This is a genomic window from Sphingobium sp. (genome assembly GCF_048594625.1).
Lineage (GTDB): Bacteria > Pseudomonadota > Alphaproteobacteria > Sphingomonadales > Sphingomonadaceae > Sphingobium.
The window spans coordinates 1-13,241 of the sequence record NZ_JBMDWL010000059.1; the positions used below are offsets into that span (position 1 = coordinate 1).

Consider the following 13,241-nt stretch of genomic DNA (forward strand, 5'->3'; position numbering starts at 1 on the left):
AAATAAAAGATTATGTGGAAAAAAGGGGGCCGGGGCGTCGAAACGCCCCGGCCCGCCTGACGATGTGGATCAGAACTTAATCCGTGCGCCTACGAAGAAGCGACGGCCCAGCGTGTCATAGAGCGACACGTCGGTGTTCGCGTCGCCCACCAGCGTGGTGCCGAAGATCGGCGGCTGACGATCCAGCAGATTGTTGACTCCGCCGAAGAAGGAGAAGATCTTCGTCGCTTCGACCGAGAAGCTGGTGTCGACATACCAGACCGGGTCCACCGACTTCACGACATTGGTCGCGGTCGGATAGAGTTTCAGATCGCCGATCATGCGGCCCTGAACCCGGAAGCTGAACGGCCCGCTGGCATAGGTCGCGCCCAGGTTGAGCTTGAAGTCGGGCGTGATGAAGCCGCCGGTGCCCACCGAACAGCCCGCGCCATAATAGCCCGAACAATCCTGCGGCGCGGAGGTCGGCAGCACCTGCGTCGTGCGTTCGAACAGCCAGCTGGCGACCGCCTGCAACGACAGGCTGGCGCTTTCGCCCAGCGACAGGGCGCCGGGCAGCGGCACGCGATAATCGACCTGCGCGTCGATGCCGTTGACCTTGAGCGAACCGATATTGTTGCTCGACACGCTGACATAGTCCAGCTGGCCATTGCCAAGGCGGGTGATCGCCCGGCAGGTGGCGCTGCCCGCGTCCATCATCGTGTAACAGTCGTTCATCGTCTGCTGCGCGTTGACGGTCATGATCGCGTCGTCGACCTTCACGTTGAAATAGTCGACCGTGATGTTGAGCCGTGGGATGAAGGGCGGCGAGATGACGGCGCCGATCGTGTAGGTCTTCGACTTTTCTTCGCGCAGATTGGGGTTGCCGCCGCTGTCCTGATTAAGGCCCAGCGTCGCCTGCGTGAAGTTGGCGATTTCCGCCTGCGGCACGCCGGTGGAAACGCAGAAATTCTTCAGCGCGTCGCTGCGGCTGTCGCCGCCCGATGTCGGAATGGCGCACGGATCGGTGCCGCTGGAATAACCACGCGTCACGGCGGTGTAGAGTTCGGCGATGTTGGGCGCGCGGATCGCGCTGTTATAGGCGCCACGAATGCGGAACCAGTTGACCGGCGCATATTCGCCGCCCAGTTTCCAGGTAAAGACCTTGCCCACCGAGCTGTAGTCCGAATAGCGCGCCGCGCCTTCGATCGCCAGCGTGTCGATGAAAGGCATGTCGGCCAGAATCGGGATGCGCAGTTCGCCGAACAGTTCCTTCACATCGTAGGAACCGGCCAGCGCCTTTTGCGACACCGCACCATATTCGTTGGCCAGGTCGAGCGGGCTGGGGCTGAACGTATAGCTGTCCTTGCGATATTCCACGCCCAGCGCCACCGAAACGGGGCCTGCGGGCAGTTCGAACAGCGTACCCGCGATGCTGGCGCCCGCGACCTGACGGGTGAAGATGTCATGGCTTTCGCGAACGGGGGTCAGGAATGCGCCTGCCGCCGGGCTGATGGAATTGAGGCCAAGGATCGACACCGGGACGCAGCCGAGCGACTGGTTGCGGCAGACGACATTGCCCGATCCGTCGATGACCGCATCGAGGCCCATGGACAGGCGGGTTTGCGAAATCAGCCCTTCGTTGCGCGTGTCCGTACGGTTGCGCATATATTGGTAGAAGGCATCCCATTTCCAGTCATTGCCCAGCAGCGATACGTCGCCGCGCAGGCCGGTGGTCAACTGATAGGATTGCCGTTCGTACCGATAGTTGCGCGTGCCCAGTTCGTCCGCGCGGCGGCCGCCGCCCACGATTTCGGCCGTGCCATCGCCATTGGGGTCGAAAATCGCGGCATTGTTGACGAAGAATTGACGCAGGCTGGCGGGCAGGACCGGGTTGCTGGCATAGTTGGGGATCAGGAGCGTCGAGGATGCAGCGCCCGGCGTCAGCGGGGTGAAGCTGTCCGGCGCCAGGATCATGTCATTCTTGGCGTTGACGAAATAGGCTTCGGCATAGGCGGTGATGCGGTCCGCCACTTCATAATGGGCGTTCGCCGAAATGTTGATGCGGTCGAGAGGCCGTTGCAGCAGATTGTACGGCGCATAATTATAGGTGTCTTCGGGCTGGCAGTAAGGCAGCACGGTGCCGTTTTCCCCGAACCGGATGCCGGTGACGGAAGTGCAGCCGCCGCCGGGCGTCAGATTGACGCCGGTCAGCGCGTTACGTTGCGCGGTGCTGAGCGGCACGCGGGTGCCCGGGATGCTGCCCGACCCCGAATAGACGAGCTGGCCATTCACTTCGCCCAGCGGCGTGCGGCTGAAACCACGATCATTCTGGGTGATGGACGACTGGCGCGTCCAGCTGCCCGACAGGGTGACGTTACCGCGGCCGTCGGCAGTGCTGGTGCCGAATGTCAGGTCGATCTTTTTCGACGATGCGTCGCCACGGTCGGTCAGGCCATATTGGGCGCTGGCTTCGACCCCTTCGAACTTGTCGTCTAGGATGAAGTTGACCGCACCGGCGATGGCATCCGACCCGTAGACGGCCGATGCGCCGCCAGTGATGATTTCCACCCGCTTGATCAACGCGTCGGGGATGGAGGCAAGGTCGACATTGCCGTTGGAATCGGCGGGGATGAAGCGGCGGCCGTTGACCAGCACCAGCGTGCGCGTGTTGCCAAGGCCGCGCAGGTTGGCGGTCAGCACGCCCGAACCGCCGCCGTTATTGACCGTGGACGTGTTGCCCGACGCCAGCTGCGGCATTTCGTTGAGCGTCTTTTCCAGCGTGACGTTACCCGACAGCTTCACATCGTCGGCGCCAACGACCGAAACGGGGCTGGGCGCGACAAGATCGGTGCGCACGAGGCGCGATCCGGTCACGACGATGTCCGTCTGCCCCTGGGCGCTGTCCTGCGCCTGCGCCACTGTGCCGAGGGTCGCGCCGGCCAGCATGGTCGACAAAAGCAGACGTGCATGACGGCGGGCGCGAAGGCCAGCCGGTCGGGTCGTAATCATCACTATATCCCCTTATAATCGCTAGGATTTAATTCATTCGACATGGATTGTTATGCTATGCGCGCAGCGCGAAGGCGGCGCGTATGTCGGCTCCTGCGTGCCGGATCGCTGTGCGATCCGCCCGGACGGGTTTTCAGCTCCTCTCTCTTTCTTATTGCCGCTCTCTGACGGCTTCAATGTATATTGAATATCGTATACTGTAATCATGCTGGCAATGCAGACAGCTGTCAAGATTTCAGTTTGATGTCATGTGGAAGGCGTGGCGCAGGGGTTGGGGAAGGGAATTATCATCATGAAAATGCGAAGGAAAATTGCCAATCTGCTATTGACCGCAGTTGGGTTTGGAGGACTTTTCGGGTCCGATATTGTTGCTGCTGAAACGATCCTGATACGTGATGTCACGGTGATAGACGGGACGGGCGCCGCCGCCAGAGCCGGGCAGGATGTGCTGATCGCCGACGGTCGCATCGTCGCAACGGCGGGCAAGTTGAAGGCACCGGCGAATGCGCGGGAAATCGATGGCCATGGGCGGTATCTGTTGCCCGGCTTCATCGATTCCAACGTGCACGCCACGGTGTATGGCAACCCGGCGCGGCGCGACACATCGTCGCGCTATGCCGACCGGAACGAGGAACTGGCGCTGGAATTTGCGCAGCGGCAATTGCGCGCGGGCGTGACGACGATCCGCGACAGCTACGGCGTGTTGCCGCCTTTGCTGAAGGTGCGTGACCGGATCGACCGGGGGGAAGCGGTCGGCGCGCGGATGCTGGTGGCGGGGAATATATTGGGGTGGGGCGGCCCGTTTTCACTGACCTATTCGTTGACCGGTGACCGCGACCTGACGCTGTTTCAGGAACAGTGGAACGACATGCTGGCGCAGGGCATGGGCGAGGAACTGATGGACATGACGCCTGATCAGTTGCGGGTCGCCGTCAGCGCCTATTTGGACCGGGGCGTCGATTTCCTGAAATATGGCGGGACCAGCCATTTCATGATGCCGTCCCTGATCGGATTTTCCCCCCGGCAGCAGAAGGTGATCGTCGAGGAAGCGCATAAGCGGGGCAAGATGGCCGAAACCCACGCCACCAGTTCGGAGGGGCTGCGGCTGGCGGTGGAGGCGGGGATCGACCTGATCCAGCATCCGGAAATTTTGAGCCGCGATTATCCCGACGATCTGGTCGCACTGATCGTGACGAAAGGGACTTTGTGCGCCATGCGGTCCAACATGGTGACGGGCGCCGTCCGACAGAAGCAGATTGCCAAGCGGGTAAAAGCGCAGGCCGACATAGCGCAGATGCCAAAGGCGCTGACCAGCACCGAACTGCGCCGCCGTGCCGCGATGCGGGGGGACGATGCGGACATCGAACGGCGCAATGCCGAACGGCTGGTGCGGGCGGGATGCCCGGTGACGATCGCCACCGACAATTATCTGGGCGACGCGCCGGAATATCGCCGCAGCGCCAAATCGCCGGAACAGGAACCCGGCGAGGGAAGCCTGCTGGCGATCGAGGGGCTGGTGGAACTGGGCATGACGCCGATGCAGGCGATCGTCGCGGCGACCCGCAACGGGGCGCGGGCGGCCGGGCGGCTGAAGGATCTGGGGACGATCGAAAAGGGGAAGATCGCCGACCTGCTGTTGCTGGATGCCGATCCGCTGGCCGACATCCGTAATATCCGCCGTCTGGAACGGCTGTTCGTCGGCGGGAAGGAAGTGGACTTAAGGGCGTTGCCGCAGACGCGCCTGTTCGTGGTGGAGCCTGTGCAATAGTTCGAGAGGGCATCCATTCGTTTCGAGAGAGGTCGAGAAGCGGATAGCATAATGCTGGTGTTTCTCGACTACGCTCGAAACGAACGGAAAGACAGCGCGGCCTTATTCGCTCCCTCCATTAAGGGTCGGCCCGCACCCATCGGGAATGCGGGCCGATTCCATCACATGGCGCTGTCGTAAAAGGCCAGCAGATCGCGGCGCAGGCCCTTCATGGATTCCGGGTGGATGTAGATCATGTGCCCGGATTCATAATATTTGTAGCTGATGTTGGATTGCAGCGATTTGTCGAGCTGCATGTGTTTCAGATCATATTCCGCCCCGGCAAAGGGGGTGGCCATGTCATAATAGCCATTGAGCGACAGCACCTTGAGATGGCGGTTGGTGCGCATGGCGCGGGCGAGGTCCAGCGCGGTGTCGGCCGCGGGCATCGGGCGACCGCCGCCGCCGGGCGCGCGGTGACGCTGATCCCAGGCGGGGCTGATGTCCTTGTAGAAATTGGGGCGGTAGCTGAGCGGTGTCTTATAACCCAGCGTGCCGAACAGATAGCTGTTCATCGCCCCGATATAGGCGCCGCTGATCGCGGTGTCGGCGGCGTCATATTCGGGATCGGCCGCGCTGTCGTCCACATCAATGCCGATGAAGCGGGAATCGAGGCGGCCGACCGTGCGGCTGCCGTCGCGCATCAATTCCTTGCGGAACCGGCCGAGGTCGATGCGCAGCTTGTTCTGGATGATGAACGCCTTTGACAGGCCGGTATAGGCGGCTAGTTGCGTGGCGACGCTGTCCCGCTCCGCATCGGGCAGGTCGTCGCCCTTGGCAAGGGCGGAGAGATAGGGGCCGAGCGCGAAGGCGCGGACTTCGGTGAGGAAGGGTTCCAGCGTCGCCGGGCGATTTTGCAGGCGGTTATGATACCAGGCCGTCGCCGCATAGCTGGGCAGATAGGTCACGTTGATCTGATCGTAACCCGGATTGCGAACGCCATAATTGAGGATGGAGGACAGCAGGACCACCCCGTTCATCTGGACGCCGCGTTCCTGAAGCGTGTTGACGAGGCCCGCCGCGCGCAGCGTACCATAGCTTTCGCCCAGCAGGAATTTGGGCGCGTTCCAGCGATCGTTGATGGTCAGGTATCGCTGAATGGCGCTGGCAAAGGCATCGATGTCGGGATCGACGCCCCAGAAATCCTTGCCCTGCGCCTTGCCCAGCGGACGCGACAGGCCGGTGCCGATGGCGTCGATGAACACCAGATCGCTTTTGTCGATCAGGCTGTCGGGATTGGGGCCGATGGCGAATGGCGCGGGGCGGGCGGTGTCGGGCGTGGGCGTGTCGACCCGAACCGGGCCGAAGGAGCCGATGTGCAGCCACATGGTCGATGACCCCGGCCCGCCGTTGAACAGGAAGGTGACGGGCCGTTCCTTCGCCCCCTTCGCCCGGTCCGCGACATAGGCGGTGTAGAACATGCTGGCGACGGGTTCGCCCGCATCGTTGCGGATCGTTAGCGTGCCGGGGGTGGCGGTATAGGCGATCTGCCTGCCCGCGACCGTCACCGACGCGCGCTTGGGCATGGCCTGTTCCTCCACCGGGGCGACGGCGCTGTCGTCCTTCGCCTCCGCCTTTTCCAACGGGGCGGTCTTTTCCGCCGCGATGGCGGGAACGGCAAAGGCCGTCAGAAGGAGGGGGAGGGCGGAAAGAGCGAGCGATTTTTTCTGCATGATCTGCCTGTTGCCTTGAGATGGTGCGGAACGTACATCGTATACCAAATCTGTCAAATGGGCTGAGACCGCGCGCGCGAATGTCATGGGAGGACGACAAGGATGAGATACAGATGGCCCCGTTTCATGGTCACCGCCGCCATGATGATCGCCGCGCCCGCGCTGGCGCAGGGTTTCGACGCGGCGGAGGTGAAGCAGGGCGACCATGTGATCCGCGACTTCCGCTTTGCATCGGGGGAAAGGTTGCCGGAACTGCGGATGCATTATCGCACCATCGGAACGCCGCATCGCGATGCGAAGGGGCGGATCGACAATGCGGTGATGATCCTGCACGGCACCGGCGGATCGGGCGCGCAGTTCCTGCAACCGCAGTTCGCCGATGAACTTTATGGGCCGGGCCAGCCGCTCGACGTGCGGCGATATTTCATCATCCTGCCCGACAATATCGGCCATGGCGGATCGTCCAAGCCCAGCGACGGGATGCGCATGGCATTTCCCCATTATGATTATGACGACATGGTGGAGGCGCAACGGCGCATGCTGGTCGACGGGTTGAAGGTCGATCATCTGGCGCTGACATTCGGCACGTCGATGGGGTGCATGCATATTTTCCTGTGGGCGGAAAAACATCCCGATTTCGCCGGTGCACTGATGCCGATGGCCTGTCAGGCCGCGCCGATCGCCGGGCGCAACCGGATGTGGCGCAAGGCGGCGATGGACGGCATTCGCGCAGACCCCGCGTGGCAGGACGGCAATTACAAGGCGCAACCGATGCTGGGGCTGCGCACCGCGTCCAGCCTGTCGCAGATTGCGGGCGCGGCGGCATGGTATATGCAGACGCAATTTCCCACGCGGGATGCGGCCGACGCCTATTGGAAGGATCGGTTCGACCGCGACATCGCCAGCCGCGACGCCAACGATTATCTGTATCAGCTGGATTCGTCGCGCGATTATGATCCGTCGGCCGACCTTGAAAAGATCAGCGCGCCGATGACCTGGATCAATTCTTCGGACGATTTCATCAACCCGCCGGAAATGGGCATGGCCGAAACGGCGGCGAAGCGGTTGAAGACGACGCGCTATATCCTGATCCCTTATTCCCCCGAAACGCGTGGGCACAGTACGCATACATGGGCGAAATTCTGGAAGGATGAACTGATCGCGCTGCTGGCGCGGCGTTAATAGGTGATGTGATGCCCCTGACGGCCGATGCCGTCAGGCCATGTCCGGAAGACCCTGTCCGCCCTGTTTCATGAGGCGGCCGATCCGCGGGGACAGGAGCAGGACCATCAGGCCGATCAGCATCGCAAGCGCGCCGATCCGGCCATAGGCGCCCAGCACCGCGCCCGCATCGTTCGCGCCCGCCGATGCGCCGATGGCGGCGGCGATGACGCCCGACATGAAATTGCCGCCCGCCGTCGCCAGAAACCATGTGCCCATCATCAGGCCCAGCATGCGCGGCGGCGACAGGCGCGACATGGCGGCAAGGCCGACGGGTGACAGGCACAGTTCGCCCATGGTGTGCAGCATGTAGAGCAGGATGATGAAGAGCATCGGCATCTTTACGCCGGGGAACAGCATCCCCGCGCCGGTCAGCAGCAGGAAACCAGCGCCCACCTGCATGATCGCAAGGCCGAATTTGGCGGGAGTGGAGGGTTCGAGGCCTTTGCGGCCCAGCGCCAGCCATGCCCATGCGAAAACGGGGGCCAGCAGAAAGATGGAGAGCGGGCCGACCGCCTGAAACAGCGATGCCGGAACCGTGAAGCCAAAGAAGGTGCGATCGACATGGCGGTCGATAAACAGGTTGAGCGAAGATCCGGTCTGTTCGAACAGACCCCAGAAAACGGGCTGAACCACCAGCAGGAAAATCGCGACCAGCAACCGGCCGCGCGCGTCGGAATCCAGTTTCAGACAGGCATAGGCGACAAGGCCGATGCCCATGGCAAGGCCGCTGGCGCTGAGCAGATAGCCGACGGCCGCGGGGCTGGCGAGCAGGGCCAACATGACGGCGGCAAAGGGCAGCGCGCTGGCATAGAGCCAATATTCGCGCGGCATGCCAAGGCTGCGCCGGGCGAGCCATGCGGGATCGGGCGCCTCCCCCTGACCCTGCAACAGGGGCTTGCCCATGACGAAGACGATGATGCCCAGGATCATGCCCAGCGCCGCCGCGCCGAAACCCCAGGACCAGCCCACCATTTCCCCCAGCGCGCCGCAGATGATCGGTCCCAGCGCGCCGCCCAGATTGATGCCCATGTAGAAGATCGTATAGGCCGGATCGCGCCGCATATCGTCGCGCGGGTAGAGCTGTCCCACCAGCACGGACACATTGGCCTTCAGGAAACCCGTGCCCACGACGATGACCGCCATGCCGGCCAGGAAGATGCGGGTCGCGCCTTCGCGGTCGCCGCCCAGCGTGTCGAGGCCCAGCAGGATATGACCGAGCGCGATGACGATGCCGCCGAACAGCACCGCTTTTCGCGCGCCAAGATAACGGTCGGCCAGCCAGCCGCCGACGAGCGGGCTGACGAACACCAGCGCGATATAGGCGCCATAAAGCATCCCGGCCCGCTCGTCGGAGAAGAGGAACTGCTTCGTCAGGTAAAATATCAGCAGCGCGCGCATGCCGTAGAAGGAGAAGCGTTCCCACAATTCGGTGAAGAACAGCATGAACAGGCCGCGCGGATGGCCCAGAAAATTGCGTGGTTCGGAATAAAGTGGTGCACCGTCCATGGGGTTTCATTGCGGGAGGTGGAGGAAAGGGTCAAATAAAATATACGATTTTGATCGAGGGACGCTCTATTCGATTTCCCGTGTGATCGGCCGTGCAAACAAAGCTGGGCGGTGCGATCGCTTTTCGTTCGCCTTCCTGATCGGTGGCGAGGCAGACAGGTACGCGCTGGCCCGGATCGCGTGACGATGGTTCCGATGGGTGATCCGGCCGACAGGTCCGCTTTTCTTGGACAAGGACATGCCTGCCTGTCTATCTGCATTGCATGCAGATGCTTGCCACCCTCCAGCGCCCGCGCTCCGCGCTTCGTGCCTTTCTGCATATGGAGGCATCGGGCGGAATATTGCTGATCGCGGCGGCGGCGCTGGCGATGATCGTGGCGAACAGTCCGGTGGCGGCCGCCTATTTCGAAGCGCTGCATGTCCATATCGGGCCGTTGTCTGCGCTGCACTGGATCAATGACGGGCTGTTGGCGCTGTTCTTCCTGCTGGTCGGGCTGGAGATCAAGGGGGAGTTCATCGACGGCAGCCTGTCGCAATGGAGCGACCGCTGGCTGCCGGTGATTGCGGCTGCGGCGGGCATGGCGGTGCCTGCCATCGTCTATATGGCGATTGCCGGGCGGGAGCCGGGTCTGGCCAGCGGATGGGCGATCCCCGCCGCGACCGACATCGCCTTTGCCATCGGCGTGCTGGCATTGTTGGGGAAAAGGGCGCCCGCTTCGCTCAAGATATTGCTGACCACGGTGGCGATCGTCGACGATATGGGGGCGGTGCTGATCATCGCGCTGGCCTATACAAAGGGGATCAGCCTGACCGCGCTGATGGCGGCGGGCGCGATATGGGTAGTGATGCTGGTGCTCAACCGGATGGGCGTAAAGGCGCTGTGGATCTATCTGCTCTGCGCATTCGGCCTGTGGCTGGCGGTGTTGTTGTCCGGCGTGCATGCGACGATCGCGGGCGTGCTGGCCGCGCTGACCATCCCGATCCGCCCGTCGCCCGGCGCGCCGGATGACCGCACGTCGCCGCTCCATCGGCTGGAACATGCGCTGCATCCCTGGGTCGCCTTTGCCATCGTGCCGCTATTCGGTTTCGCCAATGCGGGCGTTTCGCTGGCCGGAATCGGCCTGTCGCATATTCTGGCGCCGTTGCCGCTGGGCATTGCGGCGGGACTGTTCCTGGGCAAGCAGATCGGCATTTTCTGCAGCATCCGGGGCGCCGTGGCGCTGGGCGTGGCGGATCGCCCGGCCGGTGCGACATGGCTTCAGGTCTATGGGCTGGCGCTGATATGCGGGGTCGGCTTCACGATGAGCCTGTTCATCGGGGGCCTTGCCTTTACCGACCCGCTATTGTCCGACGAAGTGAAGATCGGGGTGCTGGGCGGATCGATCCTGTCGGCGATGGCGGGATTTGTGCTGTTGCGTTTGGCACCCGCGTGGAAAAATCCGGCGCGCTGAAATCGATGGTCCCCGGCGGCGGTCGGCTATCGATCTGGCTGTCATTTTGGCTGACAAATTAAGCTATTAAAAACCAATCTCTTTTACGAACTGTCTTAACGGCCGGGGATGTCCGCTTCCGGCCATCGCGATTTTACGTCCGCACAACGCCTTTTCAGGTCACGGAACGGGCCGGTCGAGTGAGTATGCATGTGGTGCCTTTAACCTTCACCCGCTGGACCCGATGGCTGCTCGACACGAAGTCGACGGTGCCCGCCATGGTTGGCGACCAGCTGAAGAACGGCCTGTTTTCGTCGCTGCCCATCTTTCTGGGCGGGGTGCTGAATGCGACGGCGGTCGCGGCCATCGCCGCATGGCGACACCCCACCGCGCCCTTCATCGGCTGGCTGATGTTCGAAATCGGCCTGGGTCTTGTCCGCATGGGCGTGCTGATCCACGGGAAGGTGCAGCTGGCGGCGGGGCGCACGCCGCCGCGATCATTGTCCGCCCTGTTGTCATGCATGTGGGCCTTGTCCGTCGGGATCGGGACGTCGCTGTGCATATTGTCCATGGACTGGATCATGGCGGTGATCGCCTGCCTGTCCGCCGCCGCCATGGTATGCGGCATATGCCTGCGCAATTTCGGTACGCCGCGTCTGGCCACGACCATGGTGTTTCTGGCGCTGGCCCCCTGCGCCGTGGCGGGCAGCATGACGGCCGACGCGACGTTGCCGGTCATCAGCATCCAGCTGCCGATCTTCATGGTGACCATCTTTGCGGCGTCCTTCTCGCTCCACCGCATGTTCGTGTCATGGATGACGGCGCTCGCCGATCTGGAGCGCAGCGAATCCCTCACCGAAACCATATTGCGGTCCAGCCCCGACCATATGCTGATTCTGGAAGAGGATTATCGGATCGTCTTCTATAATCAGCCCGAAGACGGCTCGGACGCGGACAATATGATCGGCCGCAACTGGTTGATGGAAATCGCCGCGGACGATCGCCCGGCCGCGCAGCGCGCGCTGGATCAGGCGAAGGCCAGCAATCCCGCGACCCTGATCCTGAGCCTGGCGCCCGATGGTCGCATCGTGTCCGAAACGGCGAAGCGGCGCTGGTTCGACATCGCCATCAACAAGACGTCGGACGCGTCGGGGCGGCTGATCGTCGTGGCGCGCGACATCACCCATCAGAAAAGGTCGGAAGAAAAGGCCGTCTGGATGGCGCAGCATGACGCGCTGACCGGATTGCCCAACCGTGCGTTGTTGCAGGATCATCTGGACGGCATGCTGGCCGATGTCGGGCGGACGATGACCGCCGCGATGCTGATCGTGGACGTCGATAATTTCAAGGCTGTCAACGACAGCATCGGTCATGACGGCGGCGATGCGCTGCTGTGCGCCTTTGCCGACCGGTTGCGGGCGTCGGTGTCCCACGACGATCTGGTCGCGCGTACCGGTGGCGACGAATTTGCGCTGGTCATCGCGGCCCGCTCCGCCGAGGAGGTCGAGCAGGTCGCAGGCAATATCTATGACCAGTTGCGCCGCCCGATCGACCATGGCGGGCGCCTGCTGGAATGCAGCGCCAGCATCGGCGCCAGCCTGATCCCGCGCGACGGCCGGTCGCGTTCCGAAATCATGAAGGCGGCGGACATCGCCCTTTATGCCGCGAAGACCGGTGGGCGCGCCCAGCTGCGCATATTCGAACCGGGCATGATGGTGGAGGTAGAGCGGCATCAGACGATGATCGCGCTGGCGCGTCAGGCGCTGACCCACGACACGATCGTCCCCCATTATCAGCCCAAGATCGCCTTGCGCACGTCGCAGGTGACCGGTTTCGAAGCGTTGCTGCGCTGGCGCGATCATGAAGGGCGGCTGCGATCCCCCGACATGATGAGCGCGGCGTTCGATGATCCGGCGCTGGGATCGTTGCTGAGCGAACGCATGCTGCAAAAGGTGCTGGACGATATTCAGCACTGGACGCAGGGCGATGTGGCCTTTGGCCATGTGGCCATCAATGTGGCGGGCGCCGATTTCCGGCAGGGGGGCTTTGCCGACCGGGTGATAGGCAGTCTGCGCACGCGCGGCCTGCCGCCGTCCTGCATCCAGATAGAGGTGACGGAAAATGTGTTCCTGGGCACCGGCGCGGGGGATGTGGAACGCGAATTGCGGGCATTGAGCGATCATGGCATCCGGATCGCGCTGGACGATTTCGGAACCGGCTACGCATCGTTGTCGCACCTGACCCAGTTCCCGGTCAATCTGTTGAAGATCGACCGGTCCTTCATCCAGCGTATCGGCACGAGCAGCGACGCGGAAGCGATTACGTCGACCGTCGTCAATCTGGGCCATTGTCTGGGGCTGGAAATCGTGGCCGAAGGGATAGAGACGGCCGCGCAGGAGGCCTATCTGCGCGACATTCATTGCGACGTCGGTCAGGGTTTTCTCTATGCAAAAGCCATGCCCGCCGACGCGGTGCCCGCGTGCCTTGCGCAGTATGGGTCGGACGAGGGCATTGCGATAGCCAGCTGATAGTGCATGACGGAGCAGGCCAGCACGGCGATGTGGCCCGATTGCCACAGCTGCTGACATAGCGATGAGTTGCCGCGCCAAGGCA

At 62.8% G+C, this 13,241-nt stretch carries 7 protein-coding genes; 4 read left to right on the forward strand and 3 right to left on the reverse strand.

Features of this window, described 5'->3' with window-relative positions; genetic code table 11:
• Window positions 1-69: 69 nt before the first annotated feature.
• On the reverse strand, window positions 70-2,988 hold the full coding sequence (locus ACOJSJ_RS07285) for a TonB-dependent receptor domain-containing protein (RefSeq protein ID WP_420144323.1): 2,919 nt from the start codon (window positions 2,986-2,988) through the stop codon (window positions 70-72).
• 403 nt (window positions 2,989-3,391) lie between these two features.
• Between ACOJSJ_RS07285 and ACOJSJ_RS07290 the strand changes: the two genes are divergently transcribed.
• Window positions 3,392-4,756, forward strand: coding sequence for an amidohydrolase family protein (locus tag ACOJSJ_RS07290; protein ID WP_420144324.1), 1,365 nt, complete (start codon window positions 3,392-3,394; stop codon window positions 4,754-4,756).
• Window positions 4,757-4,917: 161 nt separating this feature from the next.
• Here the strand turns inward: ACOJSJ_RS07290 and ACOJSJ_RS07295 are convergent, their stop codons facing one another.
• A complete protein-coding gene (locus tag ACOJSJ_RS07295) occupies window positions 4,918-6,468 on the reverse strand; it encodes a S10 family peptidase (RefSeq protein ID WP_420144325.1) in 1,551 nt (516 codons plus the stop codon).
• Window positions 6,469-6,570: 102 nt separating this feature from the next.
• Between ACOJSJ_RS07295 and ACOJSJ_RS07300 the strand changes: the two genes are divergently transcribed.
• Window positions 6,571-7,650 (forward strand): alpha/beta fold hydrolase, encoded by a 1,080-nt coding sequence (locus ACOJSJ_RS07300; RefSeq protein ID WP_420144326.1) that lies wholly within the window; start codon window positions 6,571-6,573, stop codon window positions 7,648-7,650.
• 33 nt (window positions 7,651-7,683) lie between these two features.
• On the opposite strand, the gene ACOJSJ_RS07305 is transcribed toward ACOJSJ_RS07300, so the two are convergent.
• Window positions 7,684-9,198 carry a peptide MFS transporter gene (locus tag ACOJSJ_RS07305; RefSeq protein ID WP_420144327.1) on the reverse strand — a complete coding sequence of 505 codons (1,515 nt, stop codon included), beginning with the start codon at window positions 9,196-9,198 and terminating at the stop codon, window positions 7,684-7,686.
• 269 nt (window positions 9,199-9,467) lie between these two features.
• On the opposite strand from ACOJSJ_RS07305, the gene nhaA reads away from it, so the two are divergent.
• Together nhaA and ACOJSJ_RS07315 are read left to right on the forward strand one after the other, a co-directional pair.
• Entirely contained in the window at window positions 9,468-10,649 is a 1,182-nt protein-coding gene (gene nhaA / locus ACOJSJ_RS07310; protein ID WP_420144370.1) for a Na+/H+ antiporter NhaA, read from the forward strand.
• A gap of 185 nt (window positions 10,650-10,834) precedes the next feature.
• Complete coding sequence (locus tag ACOJSJ_RS07315) at window positions 10,835-13,156, forward strand: putative bifunctional diguanylate cyclase/phosphodiesterase (protein WP_420144371.1); 2,322 nt, start codon at window positions 10,835-10,837, stop codon at window positions 13,154-13,156.
• Window positions 13,157-13,241: the final 85 nt, after the last annotated feature.

Bases quoted from the DNA above. Each gene is read 5' to 3' on its own strand.
- ACOJSJ_RS07285 (WP_420144323.1), bottom strand. From the start codon at position 2,988: ATGATTACGACCCGACCGGCTGGCCTTCGCGCCCGCCGTCATGCACGT.
- ACOJSJ_RS07295 (WP_420144325.1), bottom strand. From the start codon at position 6,468: ATGCAGAAAAAATCGCTCGCTCTTTCCGCCCTCCCCCTCCTTCTGACG.
- ACOJSJ_RS07300 (WP_420144326.1), top strand. From the start codon at position 6,571: ATGAGATACAGATGGCCCCGTTTCATGGTCACCGCCGCCATGATGATC.
- ACOJSJ_RS07305 (WP_420144327.1), bottom strand. From the start codon at position 9,198: ATGGACGGTGCACCACTTTATTCCGAACCACGCAATTTTCTGGGCCAT.
- nhaA (WP_420144370.1), top strand. From the start codon at position 9,468: ATGCTTGCCACCCTCCAGCGCCCGCGCTCCGCGCTTCGTGCCTTTCTG.
- ACOJSJ_RS07315 (WP_420144371.1), top strand. From the start codon at position 10,835: ATGCATGTGGTGCCTTTAACCTTCACCCGCTGGACCCGATGGCTGCTC.